The sequence below is a fragment of the Ureibacillus endophyticus genome, from assembly GCF_003628435.1.
In the GTDB taxonomy this organism is placed as follows: Bacteria; Bacillota; Bacilli; order Bacillales_A; family Planococcaceae; genus Ureibacillus; species Ureibacillus endophyticus.
Genome location: NZ_RBZN01000007.1, coordinates 39,305 through 65,737, shown reverse-complemented (window position 1 = coordinate 65,737; position 26,433 = coordinate 39,305). Strand labels below are relative to the sequence as shown.

General features: G+C 35.0%; 23 protein-coding genes and 1 riboswitch. Of the genes, 13 read left to right on the top strand and 10 right to left on the bottom strand.

From position 1 onward, the window contains the following. Positions 1–104 precede the first annotated feature (104 nt). Positions 105–1,604 (bottom strand): catalase, encoded by a 1,500-nt coding sequence (locus tag D8M03_RS04905; protein ID WP_414674147.1) that lies wholly within the window; start codon positions 1,602–1,604, stop codon positions 105–107. Between the two features lie 398 nt (positions 1,605–2,002). Between D8M03_RS04905 and D8M03_RS04900 the strand changes: the two genes are divergently transcribed. Both D8M03_RS04900 and D8M03_RS04895 read left to right on the top strand, forming a co-directional pair. Then, entirely contained in the window at positions 2,003–3,856 is a 1,854-nt protein-coding gene (locus D8M03_RS04900) for an SLC13 family permease (protein ID WP_211330868.1), read from the top strand. A gap of 161 nt (positions 3,857–4,017) precedes the next feature. Further along, positions 4,018–5,064: a nitric oxide synthase oxygenase gene (locus tag D8M03_RS04895; RefSeq protein ID WP_121213657.1), complete on the top strand. Its 1,047-nt coding sequence runs from the start codon at positions 4,018–4,020 to the stop codon at positions 5,062–5,064. 33 nt (positions 5,065–5,097) lie between these two features. On the opposite strand, the gene D8M03_RS04890 is transcribed toward D8M03_RS04895, so the two are convergent. Together D8M03_RS04890 and D8M03_RS04885 are read right to left on the bottom strand one after the other, a co-directional pair. Then, positions 5,098–5,655 (bottom strand): restriction endonuclease, encoded by a 558-nt coding sequence (locus D8M03_RS04890; RefSeq protein ID WP_121213656.1) that lies wholly within the window; start codon positions 5,653–5,655, stop codon positions 5,098–5,100. A gap of 67 nt (positions 5,656–5,722) precedes the next feature. After that, positions 5,723–6,934, bottom strand: coding sequence for a CynX/NimT family MFS transporter (locus tag D8M03_RS04885; protein ID WP_245987455.1), 1,212 nt, complete (start codon positions 6,932–6,934; stop codon positions 5,723–5,725). A 195-nt stretch (positions 6,935–7,129) separates the two neighbouring features. Between D8M03_RS04885 and D8M03_RS04880 the strand changes: the two genes are divergently transcribed. The 7 genes from D8M03_RS04880 to D8M03_RS04850 all read left to right on the top strand — a co-directional run bounded on the left by D8M03_RS04880 (position 7,130) and on the right by D8M03_RS04850 (position 15,566). After that, positions 7,130–8,578: an amino acid permease gene (locus D8M03_RS04880; RefSeq protein ID WP_121213655.1), complete on the top strand. Its 1,449-nt coding sequence runs from the start codon at positions 7,130–7,132 to the stop codon at positions 8,576–8,578. Positions 8,579–8,714: 136 nt separating this feature from the next. Further along, entirely contained in the window at positions 8,715–9,395 is a 681-nt protein-coding gene (locus D8M03_RS04875; RefSeq protein ID WP_121213654.1) for a hypothetical protein, read from the top strand. Between the two features lie 132 nt (positions 9,396–9,527). After that, positions 9,528–9,629: riboswitch (purine riboswitch) on the top strand. Between the two features lie 139 nt (positions 9,630–9,768). Then, on the top strand, positions 9,769–10,341 hold the full coding sequence (locus tag D8M03_RS04870; protein ID WP_121213653.1) for a xanthine phosphoribosyltransferase: 573 nt from the start codon (positions 9,769–9,771) through the stop codon (positions 10,339–10,341). A gap of 32 nt (positions 10,342–10,373) precedes the next feature. After that, on the top strand, positions 10,374–11,702 hold the full coding sequence (locus D8M03_RS04865) for a nucleobase:cation symporter-2 family protein (RefSeq protein ID WP_121213652.1): 1,329 nt from the start codon (positions 10,374–10,376) through the stop codon (positions 11,700–11,702). 428 nt (positions 11,703–12,130) lie between these two features. Next, entirely contained in the window at positions 12,131–12,442 is a 312-nt protein-coding gene (locus D8M03_RS04860) for a DUF3846 domain-containing protein (RefSeq protein WP_121213651.1), read from the top strand. A gap of 140 nt (positions 12,443–12,582) precedes the next feature. Continuing rightward, the gene (locus tag D8M03_RS04855) at positions 12,583–13,164 is read left to right on the top strand and encodes a TetR/AcrR family transcriptional regulator (protein WP_121213650.1); all 582 of its coding nucleotides are present in this window, start codon (positions 12,583–12,585) and stop codon (positions 13,162–13,164) included. Between the two features lie 215 nt (positions 13,165–13,379). After that, the gene (locus tag D8M03_RS04850) at positions 13,380–15,566 is read left to right on the top strand and encodes a YhgE/Pip domain-containing protein (RefSeq protein ID WP_121213649.1); all 2,187 of its coding nucleotides are present in this window, start codon (positions 13,380–13,382) and stop codon (positions 15,564–15,566) included. 43 nt (positions 15,567–15,609) lie between these two features. Here D8M03_RS04850 and fumC read toward each other — a convergent pair whose 3' ends face one another. The 4 genes from fumC to D8M03_RS04830 form a co-directional block, all read right to left on the bottom strand. After that, a complete protein-coding gene (gene fumC, locus D8M03_RS04845; RefSeq protein WP_121213648.1) occupies positions 15,610–17,001 on the bottom strand; it encodes a class II fumarate hydratase in 1,392 nt (463 codons plus the stop codon). A 303-nt stretch (positions 17,002–17,304) separates the two neighbouring features. After that, on the bottom strand, positions 17,305–17,616 hold the full coding sequence (locus D8M03_RS04840; protein WP_121213647.1) for a hypothetical protein: 312 nt from the start codon (positions 17,614–17,616) through the stop codon (positions 17,305–17,307). 73 nt (positions 17,617–17,689) lie between these two features. After that, a complete protein-coding gene (locus D8M03_RS04835) occupies positions 17,690–18,238 on the bottom strand; it encodes an SLOG family protein (protein WP_121213646.1) in 549 nt (182 codons plus the stop codon). A gap of 114 nt (positions 18,239–18,352) precedes the next feature. Beyond that, entirely contained in the window at positions 18,353–19,546 is a 1,194-nt protein-coding gene (locus D8M03_RS04830; RefSeq protein ID WP_121213645.1) for an ornithine--oxo-acid transaminase, read from the bottom strand. 289 nt (positions 19,547–19,835) lie between these two features. On the opposite strand from D8M03_RS04830, the gene D8M03_RS04825 reads away from it, so the two are divergent. Both D8M03_RS04825 and rpoN read left to right on the top strand, forming a co-directional pair. Beyond that, positions 19,836–21,215: a sigma-54 interaction domain-containing protein gene (locus D8M03_RS04825; RefSeq protein ID WP_121213644.1), complete on the top strand. Its 1,380-nt coding sequence runs from the start codon at positions 19,836–19,838 to the stop codon at positions 21,213–21,215. A gap of 15 nt (positions 21,216–21,230) precedes the next feature. Further along, positions 21,231–22,559 carry an RNA polymerase factor sigma-54 gene (rpoN, locus tag D8M03_RS04820; RefSeq protein WP_121213642.1) on the top strand — a complete coding sequence of 443 codons (1,329 nt, stop codon included), beginning with the start codon at positions 21,231–21,233 and terminating at the stop codon, positions 22,557–22,559. A gap of 26 nt (positions 22,560–22,585) precedes the next feature. On the opposite strand, the gene D8M03_RS04815 is transcribed toward rpoN, so the two are convergent. After that, positions 22,586–22,798, bottom strand: a complete 213-nt coding sequence (locus D8M03_RS04815) for a hypothetical protein (RefSeq protein WP_121213640.1) — start codon at positions 22,796–22,798, stop codon at positions 22,586–22,588. A gap of 136 nt (positions 22,799–22,934) precedes the next feature. On the opposite strand from D8M03_RS04815, the gene D8M03_RS04810 reads away from it, so the two are divergent. Beyond that, positions 22,935–23,252 (top strand): hypothetical protein, encoded by a 318-nt coding sequence (locus D8M03_RS04810; RefSeq protein ID WP_121213638.1) that lies wholly within the window; start codon positions 22,935–22,937, stop codon positions 23,250–23,252. A 136-nt stretch (positions 23,253–23,388) separates the two neighbouring features. Next, complete coding sequence (locus D8M03_RS04805) at positions 23,389–23,862, top strand: GNAT family N-acetyltransferase (RefSeq protein ID WP_121213637.1); 474 nt, start codon at positions 23,389–23,391, stop codon at positions 23,860–23,862. 55 nt (positions 23,863–23,917) lie between these two features. Here the strand turns inward: D8M03_RS04805 and D8M03_RS04800 are convergent, their stop codons facing one another. Further along, the gene (locus tag D8M03_RS04800; RefSeq protein ID WP_121213635.1) at positions 23,918–25,165 is read right to left on the bottom strand and encodes an erythromycin esterase family protein; all 1,248 of its coding nucleotides are present in this window, start codon (positions 25,163–25,165) and stop codon (positions 23,918–23,920) included. 91 nt (positions 25,166–25,256) lie between these two features. After that, entirely contained in the window at positions 25,257–26,420 is a 1,164-nt protein-coding gene (locus D8M03_RS04795; protein WP_414674149.1) for an MFS transporter, read from the bottom strand. Positions 26,421–26,433 lie beyond the last annotated feature (13 nt).

Sequence of the window (26,433 nt, the reverse complement as noted above, 5' to 3'; positions counted from 1 at the left end):
TGTGTACCGAGTAAACTCGATAAACACAAAGCTTTTGGATTTGGATATCAATGAGATGAGATTAGAATCTAGTAGATAGATTCATAATCTATAAATCTATTAAATTATTGCCCAACCTTTGTTAAGTATGGGTTTGAAAGATCCATACCGTCTAAAGTTAAACCAAGTGCTTTTGCTACACCTTCACCATAAGCTGGGTCAGCTAAATAGCAGTGTAAGATATGACGACGTTGGATGAATTCTTCAACACCTTGTAAGTTTGCAGCAGTGTTATCGAATAGGCGTTGTTTTTCTTCTGCTGTCATTAAGTTAAACAGTTTACCAGGTTGTTCGAAGTAGTTGTTGTCATCTTCACGGAAGTCATAGATGCCAGCACCACCATCAAGTTCTAGTAATGGTTCTTTTAAGTCAGTGTTATGTTCCCATTCACCATAGCTGTTTGGCTCGTAACCTAATGTAGAACCTAAGTTGCCATCAAAACGCATTGCACCATCACGATGGAATGTGCGGAATGGGCATTTTGGAGCGTTTACAGGTAACATGTAGTGGTTTACACCTAAACGGTAGCGTTGTGCATCAGCATAAGCAAAGATACGTCCTTGTAACATACGGTCTGGTGAGAAACCAATACCAGGAACAATGTTAGAAGGAGCAAATGCAGCTTGTTCAACTTCTGCAAAGTAGTTATCTGGGTTTTTATTTAATTCAAACTCACCTACTGGAATTAGAGGGAAGTCTTTTTTGTACCATACTTTTGTTAAGTCGAATGGGTTGTATGGTAATTCTTTCGCTTGTTCTTCTGTCATTACTTGAATGTACATTTTCCATTTAGGGAAATCTCCACGCTCAATTGATTCATAAAGGTCGCGTTGAGAAGATTCACGGTCTTTACCTATAATTTCAGCTGCTTCAGCATCCGTTAAGTTTTTAATACCTTGTTCTGTACGGAAGTGGAATTTTACCCATACACGTTCATTATCTTCATTAATTAAGCTATAAGTATGAGATCCGAAACCATGCATATGACGGTAACCATCTGGAATACCACGGTCAGACATAACGATTGTTACTTGATGTAATGCTTCCGGAAGGGATGTCCAGAAGTCCCAGTTACTATTTGCATTATGCATATTTGTACGTGGGTCACGTTTTACAACATGATTTAAATCAGTGAAATGTAATGGATCACGGAAGAAGAAAACAGGTGTATTATTACCAACTAAATCCCAGTTACCTTCCTCAGTGTAGAATTTTAAAGCAAATCCTCGAATGTCACGCTCTGCATCAGCTGCACCACGTTCACCAGCTACTGTTGAGAAACGAGCAAACATAGGAGTTTGTTTACCTACTTCTGAGAAAATTTTTGCTTTTGTATATTTTGTAATGTCGTGAGTTACAGTGAAAGTACCGAATGCACCAGAACCTTTTGCATGCATACGACGCTCAGGAATAACTTCACGGTTAAAGTTTGCTAATTTTTCTACTAACCAAACATCTTGTAGTAAAAGTGGTCCACGTTTTCCAGCAGACATTGAATCATGGTTACTTACTACTGGAGCACCACCAGCAGTTGTAAAACGGCGTCTTTTATCATTAGTCATCATTAATTACCTCCTAAAGTAAAACTCTACGTAAATTACTATAACAAATCTAAATCATAATTTCTACTAAATTATAATAATTCTTTTTAAGAAATTTATATTTTATAGTTTTTACTATTTATAAGTTGGAAAAGAAGTGACTGTTACAATCGTTGATATGTCGTAATTTGTTGTAAATGCTCGATATGTCTGCGATATTAATCGTGTGTGTTTAATGTGAAAAATAAAGGGAAATCGTACAATGATAGTGTACAAGAAGAGTTTATTATTGTTGTTATTGAAAATATTACTATCTAATTGAAAATTGAATTGTTAAATTTTATTGAAATAACGGCTAGTCTTATTAACAATTCGTGAAGTATACCGACAGTTAACCAGAGTAAATACATTGAAAGGAATCAATGAAATTGGAACTGACATTAACTTTTATTATTTTAGGTATCACAATTATATTGTTTACCACAAATAAGGTTCGTGGAGATTTAGTGGCTGTTACAGCTTTACTTGCATTTGTTGTATGTGGAATATTGACTCCGGTTGAAGCGTTAGCCGGATTTTCTAATTCGGTTGTCATTATGATTGCAGGTCTCTTTGTTATAGGAGCAGGTCTATTAAGAACAGGATTAGCTGGAGTGGCAGGCAATTTGTTATTGAAATGGTCAGGGGATAGTGAATTAAAATTATTTGTACTACTTCTAATCATTGTTGCAACTGTAGGGGCATTTATGAGTAATACGGGTACAGTTGCCTTGATGTTACCAATTGTTGTAAGTGTAGCGATGAGTATTAAGGTAAGTCCATCTAAATTTTTATTACCTCTTTCATATATTGCAAGTATGTCTGGGCTTATGACGTTAATTGCATCGCCACCAAACTTAATTGTTAGTCAAACATTAGAGGACAACGGTTATGGAAAATTGGGGTTTTTTGATATAACACCAATCGGGATTATTGCAACAATAACAGTCATTATTTATTTGGTCATTGTTCGCAATAAGTTATTGCCTAATGAAAAAAGTAGAATCAATAATGATGCGGGATATAAGTTATCGCCGAAGAAAATTGTGAAGGAATATCATTTAAACGATCGACTTTTCCGAATTTATGTTCCAGAAGACTCAAAAATTATTGATCGTCCACTTTCTGATTTGAAGTTACCTGCAATTTATCAAATTTATATTATGAAGATTCACCGTCATCAAAATGAAGGAATAAAGTTAATGCCGATGACTTATCAAGAAATGGCAGGTCCTTCAAGTATCATCCATCCTAAAGATGAATTTTATGTTCAAGGTGAAAAAGAAGATGTAATGAAGTTTATTGAAGATTATGGACTTGAATTAAGAGAATTTGAAACTGAAGATAAAGGATACTTGATTTCAAAACAAATCGGTGTTGCAGAAGTTTTATTAACGCCACAATCGCGTTTAATTGGAGAAACAGTAAGTAATATTGGTTTTCGTGAAAAATATAATTTGAATATTTTAGGGATCAATCAAAAAGGGGATTATTTACTCCAAAATATGGCCAATAAAAAATTGCGGTTTGGAGACGCCATTTTAGTGCAGGGGACATGGGAGGAAATTGAATTATTATCTAGAGAAACCCATGATGTTGTAGTAGTAGGAAAACCTAAGGAACATGCAGGGGTGGCTGCTGCAACAGGAAAAGCTCCGATTGCAGCCATTATCTTACTGTTAATGATTGTGGGTATGGTTTTTGAAGTATTAGATGCTGTGATTTTAGTGTTGATTGGTGCTGTGTTAATGATTATGACCGGATGCTTACGGAATATGGATGATGCCTATGAAAAGATAAATTTTGAAAGTATCGTTCTTGTTGCAGCAATGCTTCCGATGGCAACAGCACTGCAGAAAACTGGAGGAATGACAATCATTTCAGATGGCATGATTGATATGCTTGGTCGTTATGGTCCTTATGGCGTTTTAATTGGGATTTATGTAATTACAATTATCTTTGGGCAGTTTGTTAGTAATACGGCAACAGCTGTATTATTTGCACCAATCGCCATGAATGCCGCAATTATAATGGATGTGAGTCCTCATACTTTCATGATTGCTGTTGCGGCTGCTGCGGGAATGGCCTTTGCCACACCAATCGCATCCCCAACAAACTCGTTAGTATTGACAGCTGGTGGCTATAAATTTATGGACTTTGTGCGTGTCGGAGTCCCATTACAAATCATCATGTTTATTGTTATGATGATTGCCATTCCATTAATCTATCCATTTTAAATTTCTATGGGCAGTTTCCGTTGGGAGACTGTCTTTATTATTTAGCTCCACCACATTTGAAGTTTTTATGTCATATATGTAAAATACATCTTTTTCATGTGTCGAATATTGTTGTCATCGCTATTTTATCACTTCAAAATGAAGATAACGGAGGCGGGGAAATGAATATACAAGAGACGGAGCAATTTTTAATTCAATATAAGAATGAAATGGGTTTAAGCGATGATTGGTATAAAAATAGATTATCTGAAATTAAATTAATGAACGAATACATACCTACTACGGATGAATTAATTTTTGGTGCTAAAGTTGCTTGGCGTAATAGTAACCGATGTATTGGACGCCTTTTTTGGCAATCGTTAAAAGTGTTTGATGAACGTCTATTAGAAACAGAAGAACAAATGTTTCAAGCTCTACTCCGACATATTGAATATGCTACGAATGACGGTAAAATCAGACCGGCAATTACAATATTTAGAGAAAATGATGTTCGTGTTTGGAATTACCAATTGATTCGATATGCTGGATATGAAGGGGAGAATGGTATCATTGGCGATCCAGACTCCATTGCGTTTACAAAGGTTTGTCAAAAACTAGGCTGGCAAGGAAAAGGGACCCCTTTTGATATTTTGCCTATTGTAATCCAAATTGGAAATAATGAACCGAAGATGTTCCCTATACCAAACGAATATGTCCTAGAAGTTCCAATACGCCATCCAGAATACGAATCCTTTTCTGAACTTAGATTAAAGTGGTATGCAGTTCCAATTGTATCAAATATGAAATTAAGTTGTGGGGGAATTCAGTACAATGCAGCACCATTCAATGGATGGTATATGGGAACTGAAATCGGTGCGCGGAATTTTGCAGATGAATATCGCTATAACATGCTCCCAAAGGTTGCAGAGATATTAGGACTGGATACAAAAACCAATAGTTCTTTATGGAAAGATCGTGCTCTTGTAGAGTTGAATATTGCTGTTCTTCATTCTTTTAAAGAAGATGGAGTAAGTATTGTCGATCATCATACAGCAAGTCAGCAATTCAAATTGTTTGAAGAACAGGAGATCGAAAGGGAGCGTCAAGTGACAGGGAATTGGACATGGCTAATTCCACCTGTATCGCCTGCAACTACCCATATCTTTCACAAGCCAATCGCGAACATAATAAAAAAACCTAATTACTTTTATCAAAAGAATCCTTATTAATTAAAAGAGATGTGCCAATTTCCAGCACATCTCTTATCTTTTCTTCAGAATCATTTCAATTAACTCATCACGATCAATTAAGTATACATCGTTGGATTCTGCTAATTTTTCTGCTTGTCTTGTAAAATAACTATTTGTTACGACCCAGGCTTGAGTTGCATCATACATTTTTAGTGCTCCGATTATTTCTTGGACCGCTTTGACACCAACAGAACCAGAATAACGTTTAGCTTGAACCGCGATTGTATCTTCGCGATCTTGTAATATTAAATCAGCTCCGTAATCTCCTGATGTTTTTGTATAGGATACTTTAAATCCACGTTTTTTAAAGAGCATGCCTAAATATTGCTCGAACTCTTCGCCGGTCATCGCATCAATTTGTTTAATACCCGCTTTTCTTAGACGAGCATAACCTCTTGTTCCACGCCAAATTTTGAAAAAAATCACGAGAACAACGAAGACAATAATGGTAGTTAGTGCGCCATTTGTAGAATGAGTATAATACCAACCCGCATATCCAACGATGGCTAATATTAAGAGTGATGGAAATAGTTTTATTCTTTTTTTCTTTTTCTCTTTGCGCTTTCGCAAAACCGTTAACCCCTTTTAATGCAATAATAATACTATTGTATCATAAAAAGGGTACATATGTTTGTATTTATAAATAACGCTCTTTTGCACTTATAAAAGATGCAACAAATAGAATAATTGATGAAACAATAAATAATAAAATTGGAAGATTCCAGCTTAGTGTTGCATCGTGTAAATAGCCAAATAACACGGGTCCTACTGCTGCAAGTAAATAACCAACTGATTGAGCGAAACCTGAAATTTGCGCGGCTTCATAGGCTGTTTTTGTTCGTAGAGTAAAGAACATGAGCACAAGACCAAAAGATGCGCCTCCAGCAAGACCTAAAAATATCATCCATAATGCAGTTAATTCTGTCCACTTTAAGTAAATACCGATAAAAGCGATAATATAGCACGTTGTAAAGAAATAAACGATGGATCGTTGAGATTTTAGCTTCTCAGAAAGTATCGGAATTAAAAAAGTCATCGGAAGCTGTGAATACTGCATAATCGAAGTCATCCAGCCTGCACTTGATTCGGTAAATCCTTGAGAAATTAAAATTTCCGGCAACCATGTTGTTGAGCAATAGAATAATAAAGATTGGAACCCCATAGCTATTGCTATTGCCCAAGCTAAAGGGGAATGCCAAAGTTTTTTCTCATTTCCATTACTATTGGAATTACCTAAAGAACTTAAATCTACTTTGTCTCCTCGTAAAAGTGGAATCCACACAATCAAAGTAATTAAAGTGATTACAATTGAAGAGGCCAGAGCACCTTGCCAACCAAATGCTGGATTTGACGCAATAGGATGACTAATCCCTAAAGCCACACCAGCTGAAACATTCATTGAAACGGTATAAATTCCTGTTAAAAGACCAATATGATATGGATATTTTAATTTGAAAAAGCCTTGCATTAGTACATTTCCAAACGCAATTGCAATCCCTATTAGAGCAGTACCAAATATCAATAAAGAGATAGAACCGAATGAGCGTAATGCAATCCCGATAGTAAGCAAGATGATAGAATAGTATAATGTCTTTTCCATCCCAAATTTACGAGAAATGCCTGGAACAAAAGGTGAAACGATTGCAAATGCTAATAACGGAATCGTTGTTAAAAAACCTGCAAGGACATTTGAAATACCTAGTCCTTCTCGAATATCACCAATAATTGGACCAACTCCTGTTATTGGCGTTCGAAGTGTCATTGCAAAAAATATGATGGCAATAACAAACACTATAGTTGATGTTGATTTCTTCGGTCTGTCTTTTTGGTTTTGTTTGAGTGTAGCCACTATAATGCCTCCAAAATCTTTATAATTACTCCTTCAAATGAACGATGAAGAAGAATTAAATCATACATCTTTATCCCCTAATAAAACAAATGAACAAAATTAGCTTAACTTACTATTTGCAACTTATCCACAATCAATGTACATTTATTAGTTGGACATACTGTATTTATGTGAACAACAAAAGGAGATCACATCATGAATAACTCAGAAGAAAATAATCATCAGCAGCAAGAGCTGAAAAGGGGATTGAAAAGTCGCCATATAACCATGATTTCATTAGGAGGAACAATTGGAACAGGGTTGTTCTTAGCTAGTGGGGCATCAATTGCTCAGGCAGGTCCTGGCGGTGCATTAGTTGCTTATGCTTTAATTGGTGCAATGGTGTATTTTTTAATGACAAGTTTAGGGGAAATGGCTGCTTATATGCCAACGTCAGGTTCCTTTAGCACATATGCAACAAAATTCGTTGACCCAGCATTTGGTTTTGCGATGGGTTGGAATTATTGGTATAACTGGGCAATTACGATTGCAGCTGAAATCTCAGCAGTAACACTAATTATGAAATACTGGTTTCCGAATAGCTCATCAGCACTTTGGACAGTATTGTTTATTATAGTAGTACTTACATTTAATCTGTTATCTGTTAGAGCGTATGGTGAAGGTGAATATTGGTTCGCAATGATTAAGGTCATAACGGTTATTATCTTTATCATTGTATCTTTTTTAATGATTATCGGAATTTTAGGTGGGAATGACCCGATTGGTTTTGAAAACTTCTTTGCAGGAGATGCGCCATTTAATGGAGGCTTTTTAGCTATCTTTGGTATCTTTTTAGCTGCAGGATTTTCATTCCAAGGAACAGAATTGTTAGGGATTACAGCTGGGGAAACAGATAATCCAGGTAAAAATATCCCAAAAGCAGTTCGCTCCGTATTTTGGAGAATTTTATTATTTTACATTTTGGCTATCCTCGCAATTGGATTATTAATTCCTTACACAGATCCACGGTTGTTATCAGAAGATGTTGCAGTTTCTCCATTTACTTTAGTTTTTGATAAATTAGGAATTGCCTTTGCTGCATCTGTTATGAACGCAATTATTTTAACGGCGATGCTTTCTGCAGGGAATTCAGGATTATATGCTTCTTCACGTATGCTATGGCAATTAGCGGTTGATGGTAAAGCGCCAAAAATCTTTGCGAAACTAAGTAAGCGCGGAATTCCTGTATATGCTTTACTTGCTACATTAGCAGTAGGATGTTTAGCATTCTTATCATCCTTCTTTGGTGACGGATTAGTATATATGTGGTTATTAAATGCTTCGGGTTTATCTGGGTTTATTGCTTGGGTTGGAATTGCAATAAGTCACTATCGTTTTAGGAAAGCGTTTGTGCTACAAGGGAAGGATTCTTCACTTCTTCCATATAAAGCGCCGTTTTATCCATTTGGACCATTATTTGCGTTCATCGTATGTTTGATCGTTATAGTTGGTCAAAATTATAGTGCGTTTATTGGAACTTTTGATTGGTATGGAATTGCAGTTTCTTATATCGGAATTCCATTATTTTTAGCACTTTGGTTAGGCTATAAAATTAAACATAAAACAAAAGTTGTTCCACTTGAAGAGTGTGACTTAAATAATTAAACTAAAGGGAAATCGACAAAATTCAAGCTTTTTGAAATTTTGTCGATTTTTTTAACTTGAAATATGAACAAAAAACCATCTAAAGATTCGATAATATAATAGGGGTATGTAAACATGAAAAAAGGATGTCGAGATTATGACTGTATCAACAGGATTTAATAGAAAAATTCAAAAGTGGGTTTTAAACGAACAAGGTAAGGTTGCGTTTCAGCCTTTTAAAGTGGACGGTAATCCTTATAAATCAAAGATCTTTTTAGTTAGTGCTACACCAGAACCATACATCTCTGTTGACCCTCTTGATATAAGATTACATATTGATTCATTGGTAGATTCTATCGCTTTCCAAGAACTATACTACGATGAGATAAAAGCATCCTCTAGAGAGTATAAAGGTTGTTTGAATTTTGTTATTTGGGCAAAGGAACACTTAAAGGAAAATGTCGTCCTATCCTATATCAATTCCCTTTATATAGATAGTCCGCAACAGCTTAAGCATCTTAAAAAACAAAAAGATCCACTTTACCAACAAGGTCTGGATGTATTTAAAGAAGTCTTAGTTGAATTTTCACCTAGTATATTAATTGTCCAAGGTACTACAGCTTGGAAACAATTTCTTGAGCATTTTGAGACTCAATTAATCGATTTTGATTCAAAAGGGTTAACAGTACAACAATTAGAATCTAAAGGTGTAGTGGCTAAAATACAGTTGGACAGTGGAGAAGTTGTGAATATTTTAGTATGTCGAAGTATGGGCTATTTCGGAAAAGAAGGCGCATCCTTTACAGAATTTAAAAACGCGTTGGAACAGTTATTATGAGATAAAACCGAACGTTCGTGTCTACGTTAGATTAATTTACTACTAATTTCCGAATAATTTGAATCGTTTTATTATTTGTAAGGTTATTGCATTCGACATTATTCGTGTTTATAATGAGGACATTCTTAACAAAAACATTACATTAATTTCACTCATATAATAGCGGGAATATGGCTCGCAAGTTTCTACCAACTTACCGTAAATAAGTTGACTATGAGAGGCAATGTTTAGATGACGAATGTTCTTCAATAATTGAAGAATGCTTGTTTTCTATTCACTTTCGAATTTTAACTCGGAAGACTTGTCCCACTCATAGGGATTAGTTTTCCGAGTTTTTTATTGTCAAAAACTTATACGGAGAGGATTAACAACAATGAAATCGCTAAAGGAAAAAATAGTACAAGAAGGCAAAGTGCTATCAGATACAGTATTAAAAGTTGATACATTTTTAAACCACCAAATTGACCCATTACTTATGAAAGAAATCGGGGAAGAATTTGCAAATCGCTTTTCAGATCAAGTGATTACAAAAGTTTTAACGATTGAATCTTCAGGTATCGCACCGGCAACAATGTTAGGTTTAGTCATTGGAGCACCAGTTGTATTTGCTCGTAAGAAAAAGTCTTTAACTTTAGCAAATAATGTGTATTCTTCAAAAGTATTTTCATTCACAAAAAATGAAACAAATGAAATTTCTGTTTCAAGAGACTTTTTATCACCAGATGACAATGTATTAATCATTGATGATTTCTTAGCGAACGGGGAAGCAGTAAAAGGCTTGCTTGATATTGCTGAACAAGCAGGTGCTAACGTAATCGGTGTTGGAATTGTCATCGAAAAAGGCTTCCAACAAGGTGGACAAAACCTACGTAAACAAGGAATTCGTGTTGAATCTTTAGCAAATATTAAAACTTTAGCAAATGGACAAGTAGAATTTTTTGATTAATTAATCAACCAACCTAAGGAGGAACTGTTCTAATGAACAACGCAAAAGCAACGACGCTTGGTATTCAACATTTACTCGCTATGTATGCAGGTGCAATTTTAGTACCATTAATCATTGGGGGAGCGTTAGGTTTTGATTCTTCTCAAATGACATATCTTGTAGCGATTGACATTATGATGTGTGGTATTGCAACTTTGCTTCAAGTAATGAGAGGTAAGGCTTTTGGAATTGGCTTACCTGTAGTATTAGGATGTACATTTACTGCTGTGTTCCCTATTATCGCGATTGGTACAGATAAAGGAATTGGCGCAATTTACGGAGCAGTTATTGCTTCAGGGATCATTGTTGTATTAATCTCAGGTTTCTTCGGGAAATTAGTAAAATTCTTCCCACCAGTTGTTACGGGTTCAGTAGTAACAATTATCGGGATTTCTTTAATTCCAGTTGCGATTAACAACATGGGTGGCGGACAAGGTGCTGAAGATTTCGGCTCAGCATCAAACATTGCTTTAGCTATGACGACTTTAGTCATTATTCTATTAATCTATCGTTTCACAACAGGTTTTACTCGTGCGATTTCAATTTTATTAGGTTTAGTAATTAGTACAGTTATTGCTGCATTTATGGGGAAAGTAGATTTCTCACCAGTAACAGATGCATCATGGTTCCATATGGTTCAACCTTTCTATTTTGGAATGCCAACTTTTGATATTGGTGCAATTATTACAATGACGTTAGTAGCGATGGTATCTTTAGTAGAATCATCTGGCGTTTACTTTGCACTAAGTGATATTACAAAACAAAAATTAGAATCAAAAGATTTAGCTCGTGGTTACCGTTCAGAAGGTTTAGCTTCAATTATTGGTGGTATTTTTAACGCATTCCCATACACAACATTCTCTCAAAATGTTGGTTTATTAAAAATGACAGGTGTTAAAGAGCGTAAAGTTATCTTTATTACAGGGATTATGTTAGTAGCACTTGGGTTCTTACCAAAAGTAGCAGCATTAACGACAATTATTCCAACAGCGGTTCTTGGTGGAGCAATGTTAGCGATGTTTGGTATGGTTGTAACACAAGGTATTACAATGTTAGCTCCAGAAATTTCTCTTTCACCAGAAAATGCAATGGTAGCAGCAATTGCAGTAGGACTTGGCGCAGGTGTTGTATTTGTTCCAGATATCTTTGCAGTGTTACCAGAAGGAATTTCAATCTTAACTTCTAACGGAATTGTTTGTGGTTCGGTTACAGCAATCGTATTAAACATTGTGTTTAATATGATTGGTTCGAAAAAAGTAGACCCAATGTATACAGAAGCGAAAGAAGCAGTGGACGTTGCTAAAGTTGCGGAAGTAAAATAAAAATAATATTAATTAGGTGTTTCTAAACTTTCTTTTGAGAGTTAGAAACACCTTTTTGTTTTGGTTAAAAAATTTCAAAATTCTTCGTGCAAAACTTCTGATGAAGACAAAAACATCATGAATTTTGAGCAGAATTTGCGTTCATCATCTGAATGAAAACAAAAATCCCATGAATTTCGTTATGATAATTTATTCATAACCTCGATGAAGACAAAAATCTTATAAATAATGAGGAGAACCTGCATTCATAACCCTGATTAAGACAAAAATCACATGAAATTTGAGCAAAAACTGTATTCATAACCCTGATGAAGACAAAAACATCATGAATTTTGAGCAGAATTTGAATTCATAACCTCGATGAAGACAAAAAATACATAAACTTCAAGGAGAAACTGTATTCATACCCCAATGAAGACAAAAATCCCATGAAGTTCACGATAAATCTGCATTCAAACGAAGTTGGTGGATATATTGAACGAATTCCATTTATCGATGAATTTGAACGAGTTGGAATTGATGTTTGGATTAATGAAGAAGGTAAACTGATTGGACTTCCCTCAACTCTTAGAATTAATGATAGTGAAAGAACAATTGATATTATATGTGGAAACATTGTATTCACACGATGTGACGATGAAGGAAATACAATTGGATTGAAAGATGAAGATATCGAACTCATAAAACGTTCAGTACAGAAAAAATCTATTAATAATTCACCAACGCATAAAATTGAATGAGTCATCATGTATTTTTCCTTTCACCCAAATATTTTTATTAATGTCATTATATATGATTGCATTTTATAAAAATATGTGTATAATAATGACTTGTTGACCGATTCTGTATTTCAGTCATTTTTGATAGGGGGGATGTTAGTGTGGATCGCAGACAGGTAATATTACAAGGTGCTACAAAATCTTTCTCAATGTTTGGCTATAAAGCAACAACAATGGAACAAGTTGCAAAATTAGCAAATGTAGGAAAAGGGACGATATATAATTTCTTTACGAATAAAGAAGAGCTATTGCAAGAAGTAGTAATTTCAATGATTCGTGACATGAAGGCAGAGGCAGAACAAACGTTATCGCCAAATGCAAGTTTTATCGAAAATGCACACAATGGATTAATGAAGATGCTTCAATTCCGTGAGCAACATTTACTGTTTGCCAAACTGATTGAGGAAGAAAAAGCGATACAGACCCCAGCTGTCAAACAAATGTTAGTGAAAATTGAAGAGGAAATTGTTACGTTTTTAGCAGACCGCCTTCGTTTAGGAATTGAAAAAAATGAAGTTCGACCATGTAATCCAGACCTAGTCGCATTTCTATTGTTGAAATCGTATCTAGCAATGATTGTAGATTGGCAATTAACTCATGAAGAAGCTCTTCATGAAGAAGAAATATTAGAGCTTTTTAAAGAAACAATCTTTAGAGGGATTGCAAATGGGTCATCTGAATAGTTGTTCTGAGGTGCTTCATTTGTGACTGACGCATCGCTTTCGTCACAGATAAATTGCGACGAGGATGGTGTAACCACCGCAGGAGCAATAATTTTTAACATTTATTTTATAAGTATTTAAAAAGACTGTGCAGAGCAACCTTCATGCATAGACTTTTTATACAGTAAAATGACCAAGTGACAAAAATGGTCACATAGTATTTAGGAGATGATAATTTGTTAAAAGCAGAATGGTTGAAAATTTTTAAAACGAGAAAAATGCTTATTCCAATCATTGCGATTCTATTCATACCTGTTTTATATAGTGGTATGTTCTTATGGGCATTCTGGGATCCTTATGCTAATCTTGATAGCATTCCAGTAGCCATTGTAAATGAGGACAAAGGAGCTGTATTGGAAGGGGAAGAACTTAATCTTGGTGATACACTGACAGAGAATCTTATAGACAGTGCACAGTTTGATTTCCAAGAAGTTGATGCAGATAAAGCTGAAAAGAAATTAAAGAAACAAGATTATTATATGTTAATTAAAATTCCTGAAAACTTCTCTCAACATGCAACAACATTACTGGATGAAAAGCCTGAAAAGTTAACAATTGAGTATGTTCCAAATGAAGGTTACAACTTTTTAAGTGCTCAAATCGGTGATACAGCAATGGAGCGCATTAAAGCAGAGGTCAATAAACAAGTATCAAAAACCTATGGAGAAAAATTATTTGCTTCTATTACTAAATTAGGTGATGGAGTAACGGAGGCAGCAGATGGAGCAACAAAAATTGATGATGGTGCTCAAAAAATTACATCTGGTGTTGAAGATGTACATGGTTATTTGGAACAGCTTGCAGCAAGTACAATTGAGCTTTCTGATGGCTCTAAGTCATTACAAGAAGGTACGCAATCAGCCAATGACGGTGCGAACCAATTATCTGATGGTCTTAAACAATTACAAAATGGTATGGCTCCATTATCAGAAGGTGCAAATGCAGCAAAAGATGGAGCTACACAATTGAAACAAGGTATAACAGATTATACAAATGGCGTAGCTAGCATAGCTGAAGGACAACAACAGGTTACAGCTGGAGGCGAGAATTTAGCCACTAATTTAGAGAAGTTAGCTCAAGGTACAGCTGGTCTTGATGATAATATCGCATCTCTAAAAAATGGATCACAAAGTGTTACAGCAGGCTTAGATCAATTATCAGCTGCTCTTCAACCAGTGCTAGCTAATTTACCTGAAGAAAGTAAACAACAAATTGAAAAATCGTTAGTTGAACTTCAAACAGGCAGTGCACAAGTAAGTGGAGGGTTATCGCAATTAGCGGAAGGGACAGCAGGAATTGATGATAATATTGCAGCTTTATCAAAAGGTGCATCAGATTTAAACAATGGTCAGCTTGAAATTGCTGCTGGTATTAATCAATTAAAAAATAACTCTGCTGCTTTAGTAAAAGGAGCTTCAGATTTAGCGAGTGGTAATGAACAATTAGCAGCTGGTATTCAAAAGGTAATAGCAGGTACAAATAGTGCTGCAAATGGTGCAAATTCGTTATCAGATGGTCTAAATCAATTAGTGAATGGTACTACTAAATTATCAGATGGTACATCTCTATTATCAGAGAAATCAAATGAGCTTGCACAAGGTACAACAACATTAGTAGAAGGTTCTAAAGAATTATCTGATGGGACATCTACTTTAGCAAGTAAATTAACAGATGCTAGTGGAAAAGTTGATATGAATGTTTCTGATGACAACTATGATATGTTAGCGCAACCGGTTGAAGTAGAGAAATCGTCCGTTAACCATGTTCCAAACTATGGTTCTGGATTTGCTCCATACTTCATTTCATTAGGGTTATTTGTTGGTGCATTATTAGTGTCAATTGTCTTCCCATTAGTGGAACCAGCTATTCGCCCAACAAGTGGATTTAAATGGTTCTTAAGTAAAGTATCTGTATTAGCTGTAATTGGTATTATTCAATCAGGTATTACAGCGTTTGTTGTGATTAATTGGTTAGGTTTAGAAGTAGATAATTTACTATTGTTTATGGGTACATCATTTATCACAAGCTTTGTATTTTTAGCTTTAATTCAATTGCTTGTATCTATTATGGGAGACCCAGGTCGTTTCGTGGCAATCCTAATTTTAATCTTACAATTAACTACAAGTGCTGGTACGTTCCCAATTGAGCTTGTACCAAGTCAATTACACATCTTTAATGTGTTCTTACCAATGACATTCTCAGTACAAGCATTTAAATCAGCCATTTCAACTGGTGATACTTCATTCTTAATGTATAACTGGTCAATTTTAGGTATATATCTTGTTGCTTGTCTAGTGTTAACTTTAGGATATTTTGCTTTAGTATTTAACAAACGATATTCAAAACAAGCTGAACAAGCATAAAAAAGATTCGCAAAGCAATATGCTTTGCGAATCTTTTTTCTATTTACTCTGCATTTGGATAAATCATTTTCTTTGGATCTACATATTCAGTGAATTGTTCTTCTGTTAAAAGACCAAGAGAGATAGCTGCTTCTTTTAAAGTAGAACCTTCTTTATGAGCCTTTTTCGCGATTTTCGCAGCATTTTCATAACCGATATATGGGTTTAATGCTGTTACTAGCATTAAAGAATTTTCTAAGTTTTTCTCAAGCACTTCCATGTTTGGTTCAATACCAATTGCGCAATTATCATTAAATGATTTCATTGCATCTGCTAATAAACGAGCAGATTGTAAGAAGTTATAAATTATAACAGGTTTGAAAACATTTAGTTCAAAGTTACCTTGCGATGCAGCAAAAGCAATCGTAGCGTCATTACCAACAACTTGTGTAACAACCATTGTCATTGCTTCACTTTGAGTTGGGTTTACTTTACCAGGCATGATTGAACTTCCTGGCTCATTTTCTGGAATTGTAATCTCCCCAATACCACTACGAGGGCCACTTGCTAGCCAACGAACATCATTAGCAATTTTCATTAGGTCTACGGCTAATGCTTTTAATGCTCCGTGTGCAGAAACGATTTCATCATGACTAGTTAACGCATGGAATTTATTTTCGGAAGAAGCAAAGTTCTTACCTGTTAATGAACTGATTTCCTCAGCTACCATATCCCCAAATTTAGGGTGAGCATTGATACCAGTACCTACAGCAGTACCACCAATAGCAAGATCTTTAAGGAATTCTGTGTTCACCTTAATCATTTTTTCACTTTTTACAAGCATATGGTGCCAACCACTAATTTCTTGACCTAAAGTTAATGGTGTAGCATCTTGTAAATGGGTACGACCGATTTTAATAATGTCGTTAAACTTCTCTGATTTTTCCTTTAATGTTGTTTTTAATAATTCTAGTCTTGGCATTAAATAATTCTCAACGATTTCAACTGCTGCAATATGTAATGCAGTAGGGAATGTATCGTTAGAACTTTGAGATTTATTTACGTCATCATTTGGATGAACTCTATCACTTACACCTTGCGCCTCTAGTAATTGATTTGCACGGTTAGCAATTACCTCGTTTACGTTCATGTTGGATTGTGTACCACTTCCTGTTTGCCATACAACAAGAGGGAAGTGCTCATCCCATTTACCTTCTAAAATTTCATCTGCTGCAGCTACAATCGCATCTGCCTTAAATTCAGCAAGTTTACCTAATTTCTTGTTTGTAATGGCTGCTGCTTTTTTTAAGATTGCAAATGCGCGGATGATTTCATAAGGCATTTTTTCTTCCCCAATTTGGAAGTTTTCTTTACTTCTTTGTGTTTGGGCACCCCAAATTTTATCCGCAGGTACTCGTACTTCACCTAAAGTGTCTTTTTCAATACGATAATCCATTTTATCTACTCCTTTGTATAGTGTATGTAAGCGAGATATTAATATAGAATTTATAATATAAGTGGCAAATCTATTATAGATTTGCCACGTTTAGAGAAATTTATTCGAGAATCTGAGGGGTTCTCTCGAATGAAGAGGTTATACGATAATGATAATCATTATCACTTATTTTGTCAAACGAAAAAATGGGATTTTTTGTTTTTATGTAAAAAATTAAACACCGCTTGTTTGATAAGCTGCTTTTGCTTAACGAAACAGGCGGTGTTTTAGTTGGTATTCACCTTATATGTCACCTCTAAAGTATTAAATTATTTTAACGTAAAAGTCTTTACCGTTATAAATACCATTCACATTCATGTTTTTCCGATTTTGATAGTAGTTTGCAATAGACCTACCCAAACTAGAATGACCGTTTAAATATGCACCAGGCTCAATTTTTTTCCCAGGATTATGGAAATCGAAATACAGCCTCGTATCATGACACATGTTATCTAGAATATCCACAAAATCTTCATGGGGAATATGGATTCCTCGTGTATAACGACATTCTCTTCGATACGTATCATGCGATACATTAACTGGGGTAGTCTCATTAACAATTCTTAGTTGTGGCATAAAATCATCTCCTTTATCTATAAAAATATTATACCAACAAAATGCAAAAAAGTCAGAAAATTTAATCTGGAATTTACCAATCTTGTTGCTGCATCTCTTCTGCAACCATTTGGAGGTCGTATGCATTAATCTCAATGATTTCATAAGAATGTGTTTCACAAAAGCATTGAGCTAACTTTTTTACGTATTTTGGTGATGCCTCATTGTCTTCGTCATATATAAGAAGTAGGGCATCTGTGTTTTGAATAATAAATTTATCCTTTTCGATAAACTGCCAAGGTGCTTCATAAGGTCGCTTTGTAACGCTCGTGACAAAATCAGCTTGTGCAACGATGGATTGGTATTTTAATTGTTTAATTTCATTCCAGTTTTTCTCTTGGTCTAAAAATGGGGTAATAATGGAGTATTTTATATTATATTCCTGTTTTAGTTCGATTATGACTTCAGCAGCCCAAGTTTCTACACCTTGTTGACCACTAATTACTACCCATTCAAGTCCATCATCTAATAAAATGCGTAGCTGGTTTTCAATGGCCTTTTTAATAATGGGTATTCCTGGATGTTTGTCATTAAAAATCCCTAGCTCGTGGGGTCTATATCCTGTTAAATAAATTGTTTTCATACCTTTCACCTCAAGCCTTATCATAACGTAAAAAAGGAAGCATCCGAAACAAATCGAACGCTTCCTTAAATTGTATATAATTGTCAGAATTGTTTGTGTACCAGGTACACGATTTTAAGCAAATACTTTTCGGATTCGCTCTAATGCCCAATCGATATCTTCTTTAGAAATGATTAAAGGAGGAGCGAAACGAATTACGAAGTCATGTGTTTCTTTACACAATAATCCTAATTCCTTTAATTCTTCACAATATTTACGTGCTGGTTCGTTTAATTCCACACCGATAAATAATCCACGACCACGAACTTCTTTGATAGAAGGGTGGTTGATTGTACGTAATTGTTCTTGGAAGTAGTTTCCGAGTTCAAGGGATCTTTCAGTTAAGTTTTCTTCTTCAAGTACTTCTAAAGAAGCTAAAGAAACTGCACAAGCCAGTGGGTTACCACCAAAAGTTGAACCATGAGAACCTGGGTTTAGTACACCAAGAATATCGTTATTTGCTACAACAGCTGAAATTGGGAATACACCGCCACCTAATGCTTTACCAAGAATAATGATGTCAGGTGTTACTTCTTCCCATTGGTGAGCGAACATTTTACCAGTACGTGCTAGACCTGTTTGAATCTCGTCTGTAATGAATAAAACATTATTTTCTTTACAAATTTGTTCTGCAGCTTTTAAGAAGCCTTCTGGTGGCATAACAATTCCAGCTTCACCTTGGATTGGCTCAAGTATGAATGCAGCTGTATTTGGCGTAATAGCTGCTTTAAGTGCTTCAATGTCTCCATAAGGAATTAGTTTAAATCCTGGTAACATTGGTCCAAATCCGCGTTGGTATTCTTTTTCAGATGAAAGGGAAACAGCACCCATTGTACGGCCATGGAAGTTACCGTTACAGCCGATAATTTCAGCTTTGTTATCTTCAACACCTTTTACTTCATATGCCCAACGACGAGCAACTTTGATAGCAGATTCAACAGCTTCTGCACCTGTGTTCATCGGTAATACCATGTTTTTACCAGTCAATTTTGTTAATTTTTCATACCAAGGACCAAGTTGATCATTGTGGAAAGCACGTGAAGTTAAAGTAACACGGTTTGCTTGATCAATTAATGCTTGAATAATTTTTGGATGACGGTGACCTTGATTTAGTGCTGAATAAGCAGAAAGCATATCCATATATTTATTGCCTTCTGGATCCTTTACCCATACACCTTCCGCTTCAGAAATAACAATTGGAAGTGGGTGATAGTTGTGTGCACCAAGGTTTTCAGTTAACTCAATTACTTGTTTTGATTTTGTAGTCATTTAAATTCCTCCTTATTATGTGAACGTTAAATTTCATTGCCGCTTTCGACATTGCTGATTAACAGAAATCTTTTATTAACTTAATAATACCCCATCAATCGCAAATTATAGAATTGTCTTAAATATGCAATCCTTTACACTTTTTATATAAGCAAATTTCATGCCAACTATTAAATGCAATAGAATTGAATAATAGTGTGTCGTTTGCAAAATAATTTTGCGCAAAAAAATTAAAGATTGGACTTTTCGCAAAAATATTTTGCTGTATGATAGAGTTAGAGGTGTAAGGATGAATTTAAAAAAATCAATTTTAACTAATTTGTATGAAGAAATTATTGAACGTGTTAGTGTGGGCATTCATGCTGTAGATCATGAGGGAAAAACAATTATTTATAATAAAAAAATGCGTGAAATGGAAGCGATGGATGAAGAAGATGTTTTATATAAAGATGTTCGCGATGTGTTTCAATTTCAGGAAAATCAAAGTAGTACACTCTTACAATCTCTTGAACAGGGTGAAGAAATTGTCAATGTAAAACAAACTTACTTCAATAATCGTGGGGTAGAAATTACAACAATTAATAATACATTTCCTTTAAAAATTCACGGTAAAATTTGTGCTGCAGTTGAGATTGCAACGGATGTTACAAAAATGGAGAAGCTTGTACGGCGAAATTTACGACAAACGAAGACGGATTTTACCTTTGAGCATATTATAGGGGCGAGTGATGAATTAAAGGAAGTTATTGCATTAGCTAAGCGTGCAACTCGTACCAACTCCAACGTATTAATCATCGGAGAAACGGGTACAGGAAAAGAGCTATTTGCACAAAGTATTCATACAGAAAGCGACCGAGCGAATGGTCCTTTTATTTCTCAAAACTGCGCGGCACTACCGGATTCGTTAATTGAAGGTATACTCTTTGGTACAACAAAGGGAGCTTTTACGGGAGCTATTGATAGCCCAGGTTTATTTGAACAAGCACAAGGTGGAACGCTTTTATTAGATGAATTGAACTCATTAAATATTGCACTACAAGCAAAACTATTACGCGTTTTACAAGAAAGAAAAGTACGCCGAATTGGTGGGACAAAGGAAATTCCTATCGATGTACGTGTTATTGCGACAATTAATGAAGATCCAATTGATGCGGTTGCCAATAACCATTTGCGAAAAGATTTATATTATCGATTAGCAGTTGTGACCCTTTTTATTCCTCCATTAAGAGAACGCAATGGAGATATTCCAGTTTTAGTTGAGGAATTTATTAAGAAGTATAATCAATTATTTAATTTGGATGTACAAGGGGTTTCAAGTGAGGTACTCAAATTTTTCGAATCTCATAGTTGGCCGGGGAATGTACGAGAATTAGAGCATGTAATAGAAGCTTCTTTAAATTTACTCAACCATGAGCAAATAATTGAGTTCCATCACCTCCCATACCAATATCGTAAAAATGAGACAAAACAAAAATTTACTTCAGAATCAATTGAATTTAAAAATAATGCTAAAACAACTTTACTCGATCAACTAGCTTCCTTTGAAAAGCAATATATCGAGCAATCATTAAAAAAACATAACAACCATATTACGAAGACTGCCCAAGCACTAGGAATTAGCCGACAAAGTCTTCAATATCGAATGAAGCGTTTAAATATTAAAGTTTAGTTAGGGGGTGCAAAAGTGGATTTGTCGATGGGATTGCAACAAAAATTAGAAACAAAGATGGCCCTAACACCACAGCTAAAACAATCATTAGAGATATTGCAATATTCATTACAAGAGCTTGAAATGTATATTCGAGAAGAAGCGAATTCAAATCCACTAATTGAACTAAAAGAACCTTCAACGATACAGATGGCTCGTCTGCCTGAAGGTGATTATCCTAAAAATTATAACTCTGAAAATGATTACGACCCTTTAAATCATATAGCAAGTAATGAAGATTCCATGGAACTGTACTTACTAGAACAACTTGCTATGCAAAAGGGGTTGTCTCGTATTAAAAAAGAAGTACTTGTTTACTATATTCATAGCTTAAATGATACCGGGTACTTAGATTGTGATTTAGAAGAGGTAGCTGAACAATTCGATTTAACGATTGAAGAGTGTGAAAGCATACTGCAAATTTTACAAAGCTTCGATCCAATAGGGATAGGGGCAAGGAATTTAGTAGAATGCTTAACTTTACAATTACACAAAAAGGCAGATGCCCCCCCATTAGCGGTATTGTTTGTTCAAAATCATTTAGAGGATTTGGCAGATCGTAAATTTCAATTACTAGCTGATCAATATGACTTTGAAGTGAAAGATGTTGAGAAGATTTTTACATATATTCAACAGCTAAATCCACACCCAATAATTGATAATGTGCAACGAACGGAATATATTATTCCCGATATTATTGTGGAGAAGTTCAATGGGGAATATATCATTCGTGTAAATGATATTTCTTTACCGGAAATTTCTATTAACACTTATTATGAAGAATTACTAAGAGCAAATGCGGATGCAGAAACAAATCAATATTTAAAAACAAAACTGTCTGATGCTGTTCTATTAATGAAGGGAATTAAGCAACGTCATGAAACCCTCTATAAAGTAACGAATATTATCTTGAAAAAGCAAAACGACTTTTTAGAAATGGGTAAGAAGGGATTAAAGCCATTACGTTTAAAAGATGTCGCGAGTATTGCTGAACTCCATGAATCTACCATTAGCCGCTCAATACAAAAGAAATATATACAAACGCCAAAAGGTATTTTTCCTATTAAAGAGTTATTTGTACGTGGTGTTGCCACAGAAAAGGGAGAAGCGGAGTCTACTATTGTAGTCAAAGATAAAATTAAATGGATTATCGAAAATGAAGATGCACATAAACCAATTTCAGATCAAAAAATAGCCAATCTATTATTAGATGAAGGGATACAAATTGCTAGAAGGACCGTTGCAAAATATCGAGAAGAACTTGGTATTTTGCAATCTACTAAGAGAAAAAAAGTTAAAAGTTAAAAAGGACCATCAATAGAGATGGTCCTTTACGCTTTTGTAATAGCTTTAGCAGAAGGAAATAACTCATGAATATCATCAATAATGATATTGTAAGCTTCGATTTTCGCTTCGCAATAATGAGTTAATTCTTTATAAGTTGAAAATACATCTGCTCGATCCAAACATTTTTTATAGTATTCCTCTACGAACTTTTTCTTAAATTCTATTCGTCTTAAAAGTTCTTCAATATTTTTCTCCAATGCAATCAACTCCCTACGCAAAATTATGAGTAAATATGTGGTAATTTATACAATTTATACAGAAAAATTTTCTATATAATAATGAAATGCTCTTTAAGGGAATACTAACTAGAAAAATAATGATAGGAGCGTAATCATGCCAAGAAAGTCTTCCCAGTCAAATGAAGAATCAGACATAGAGAAAGTTGTTCAAGTTCCTAGTAGCCAACAAGAAGAAATTGACAACCTAACACGTATGTTAGCTGCCGTGTTGGATTACTTAACAGACGAAGACAATGAGGAAATTGATGTTGAGTTTATGTTAGATAATACAGAAGGTCTTCGTGAATGGCATAAACAATATCGAGAAAGTAATAGAAAACTCATTGAAGAGGAAATTAAAGAATCCTTAGAAGATCTTTCTTTTGAAGAACTTCAAAAAATTCGTGAGCAAATTAAAGGTAGAACAAACTGAGTTAGAGAAAAGTTAATGTATATAGTTAATCTACGGCTTTGTTCTATTTGAATAGAATTAAGCCACTTTTATTTTCACTAAAACCATGAAAAGCATTTTAATGTAAAATGAGAGTATAAAAAAGAGGGGAAAGTAAATGAAGTTACAAACACAAAGGTTGATAATTAGACCCTGTACAGAAGAGGCGCTGCAAGACATTTCCACAACGGATGAATTTAAAATTGGTCCACATATAGATATGTATCTAGATGATTTAAAAAAAGATCCTTCTCTTATAGGCTGGGGCGTTTGGCTAGTTCTTAATAAAGAAGATAACAAAATCATTGGCGATATTGGATTTAAAGGAAAGCCTAATTTAGAAAACACTGTTGAAGTGGGATATGGAATAATTGCTTCTGCTCGAAACAAAGGCTATGCAACAGAAGCAGTTAGTGAAATTATTAAATGGGCTTTCTCTTTTGAAAATGTAGAGAGAATAGTAGCTGAATGTCTTAAGGATAATCATGCTTCAATTAAAGTTTTAGAAAAACTGCAAATGAAAAGAATAGAATCCGATAATGAAATGTTGAAATGGGAATTGAATAGATCTTCAATAACGAAAGATGTATAAAGTGGGGGGTATAGTTCCCTGATAAAGAAAAGAAGCCGTATGAAAACTCGTACGGCTACTCTATTAATGGATGTAAAGCGTTCGTATGCTCAATGTAAATAAAAGCATCGTACCTACTGCCAACTCTAGAAGGGACGTAATTTCCATAAACTTCAAATTCAGGATCATAGACAACACCAATTGCACGATGGCCAATCCAATCATTAAATAAATCCCGATTTTCTTCATTAAAAATCAATATTTTATCTTCTTTGCTAGCAGCATGAAGCTGTCCTTCCCAGGTTCTAAGCTTTGAGGGTGGGACATCAATCACTTTATACGGGTCTCCCCAACGATCTGCGGCGATAACTGTACCGTAAAAAGTACCGAAACCTACGGCAAATGTATTTTCTTTCCCATATTGTTCCCTGATCAATTGGCCCACATTGATCATGCCATCCTCTTTCATAGAGGTTTCAGAAGCATCACCAATATGCGTGTTATGCTCCCAAATGATAATTTTGGCATCTTCTCCGTGATATTTTAATAATTCATTAATGGCTTCAACCATATGCCTGTCCCGAGTATTCCAAGAAATCGCATCTTTCATCATCTCTCGATAATATGCTTCGGCATTTTTGGCAACAAGGGCATTCATTATAAGGTTTAAATCTTCTTCGTGTTGATCAGAATATCGTTCTTCGTTTTTGCGTAATGATGTCAATAAACTGGATACTTCATTGATACATTCATCCGAAAAATGCGAGGTTGAAAGGGCATAATGTTCTGGCATTCTATTATATGGTTCGAAACAAGTGAAAGCTTTCTTTGCGTGTTCCAAGTCTACTTTGTACTGTGGATTTTTTGATAAAAAGTTCAACACTTCATCAATCGATTCAAATAAACTATACAGGTCGATGCCGTAAAAACCGACTTTTTTATCTAATGAAGCATTCTTTTGTTTTAGCCATTCTGTAAACTGTTCCACTTCTTCATTTGCCCACATCCATGTTGGCCAACGATCGAAAGAATTTATTAGTACATTGCGAGCCGTAGTATTTCCATTTCCATAACCTTTAACATAGCGATTTGCTGCTTGTGCTGAGGGCCAATCACCCTCAACTGCGATAATATTAAAGTTTTTTTCATTAATTAATCTCTTAGAGAGTTCTGCGCGAATAGAGTAAAATTCGGAAGTGCCATGGGATGCTTCACCAATCATGACAATTTTGGCATTGCCAATTGCTGCAATAATCTTGTCCAATCCATGATCGTTCAATGGATGGGCATGTTCTTTAATGGCTGTGATTAGTTTTCTTGGCATGGTTTTGATACACTCCTCTCACATTTAGCTTAACCAAGTGTCCTTACTATCATGTGAACGAGAGAATTTGAGAAGTGATCTAAACCATCTATTAAGCTGAACGAGGTTGTCTCCAAAATAGAGAGATGATAATCCCAAATACGAGAACGATTGTTGCAAAATAATAGGGGAAGTTAAAGTTAAAATCAAACAACAAACCACCAATGACTGGTCCAAAAATATTCCCCATACTTGTGAACATAGAATTCATGCCACCAATAAACCCTTGTTCATTATCAGCTACTTTTGATAAATAGGTCGTAAGGGCGGGGCGAATCAAATCAAAACCGATAAACACAATACAAGATGTAATCATGACTGACAAGTAAGAGTTCACTACGGTCATTGCAAAAACTAATAATGCTGAAATTATAAAACAGTACAATGTAAGCTTTATTTCCCCAAAGTTTTTCGTTAACCAATCAAATAATACTACTTGAGCAATCGCACCAACTAATCCTCCACCAGTTACAAAGGTTGCAATATCTGTCGGTGTGAATTGAAACTTATGGTCAACAAATAAACTGAATAGCGATTCAAATGAAGCTAAACTAAATGAACTAAAGAAAAGTAACAGAAAAGCAAAAATATAGATGGGTGCAAATATACGCTTAAAACTCGTTTTATTTTTAATAGTGTTTGTTTCCTCATATATATGTCTTTCAGGTTCTTTTAAAAATACAAGGGAAATCACAACGGCAACCCCACCTAATATGGCTGCTGCAAAAAAGGGAGCACGCGTGCCGAAACCTACTAAAAATCCACCAATTCCTGGACCGATAATAAAGCCGGTATTAATTGCTGCAGACATATAACCCAAGGCTTTAGAACGTTGTTGTTCTGATGTGATATCTGCAATAAATGCTGTTACAGCTGGCATGATGAAAGCACCGCTTATTCCACCTAATATCCGAGAAATAAACAACACTTCCACGGCAGTCCCTAAACCGAACAATAACTCTGAAAGACTAAAAATGATTAGACCAATAATAATCATAATTTTCCGTCCATATCGATCTGTCCATTTTCCAGCGATAGGCGAAACGATTAATTGAGCAATGGCAAATGTAGCAACCATATAGCCCATAATGGAGCCATTTAAATCCATTTCATTCATTATGGTTGGCATAACAGGTATTACAAGCCCGATTCCAACGAATACGATAAATAAATTGCTTAATAAAATGGCTAATGAAAATTTTGTATTTTTAGCTATCACTACAGAATCT

Bases quoted from the DNA above. Each gene is read 5' to 3' on its own strand.
- D8M03_RS04905 (WP_414674147.1), bottom strand. From the start codon at position 1,604: ATGATGACTAATGATAAAAGACGCCGTTTTACAACTGCTGGTGGTGCT.
- D8M03_RS04900 (WP_211330868.1), top strand. From the start codon at position 2,003: ATGAAATTGGAACTGACATTAACTTTTATTATTTTAGGTATCACAATT.
- D8M03_RS04895 (WP_121213657.1), top strand. From the start codon at position 4,018: ATGAATATACAAGAGACGGAGCAATTTTTAATTCAATATAAGAATGAA.
- D8M03_RS04880 (WP_121213655.1), top strand. From the start codon at position 7,130: ATGAATAACTCAGAAGAAAATAATCATCAGCAGCAAGAGCTGAAAAGG.
- D8M03_RS04875 (WP_121213654.1), top strand. From the start codon at position 8,715: ATGACTGTATCAACAGGATTTAATAGAAAAATTCAAAAGTGGGTTTTA.
- D8M03_RS04870 (WP_121213653.1), top strand. From the start codon at position 9,769: ATGAAATCGCTAAAGGAAAAAATAGTACAAGAAGGCAAAGTGCTATCA.
- D8M03_RS04865 (WP_121213652.1), top strand. From the start codon at position 10,374: ATGAACAACGCAAAAGCAACGACGCTTGGTATTCAACATTTACTCGCT.
- D8M03_RS04860 (WP_121213651.1), top strand. From the start codon at position 12,131: ATGAAGTTCACGATAAATCTGCATTCAAACGAAGTTGGTGGATATATT.
- fumC (WP_121213648.1), bottom strand. From the start codon at position 17,001: ATGGATTATCGTATTGAAAAAGACACTTTAGGTGAAGTACGAGTACCT.
- D8M03_RS04840 (WP_121213647.1), bottom strand. From the start codon at position 17,616: ATGCCACAACTAAGAATTGTTAATGAGACTACCCCAGTTAATGTATCG.
- D8M03_RS04835 (WP_121213646.1), bottom strand. From the start codon at position 18,238: ATGAAAACAATTTATTTAACAGGATATAGACCCCACGAGCTAGGGATT.
- D8M03_RS04830 (WP_121213645.1), bottom strand. From the start codon at position 19,546: ATGACTACAAAATCAAAACAAGTAATTGAGTTAACTGAAAACCTTGGT.
- D8M03_RS04825 (WP_121213644.1), top strand. From the start codon at position 19,836: ATGAATTTAAAAAAATCAATTTTAACTAATTTGTATGAAGAAATTATT.
- D8M03_RS04810 (WP_121213638.1), top strand. From the start codon at position 22,935: ATGCCAAGAAAGTCTTCCCAGTCAAATGAAGAATCAGACATAGAGAAA.
- D8M03_RS04805 (WP_121213637.1), top strand. From the start codon at position 23,389: ATGAAGTTACAAACACAAAGGTTGATAATTAGACCCTGTACAGAAGAG.
- D8M03_RS04800 (WP_121213635.1), bottom strand. From the start codon at position 25,165: ATGCCAAGAAAACTAATCACAGCCATTAAAGAACATGCCCATCCATTG.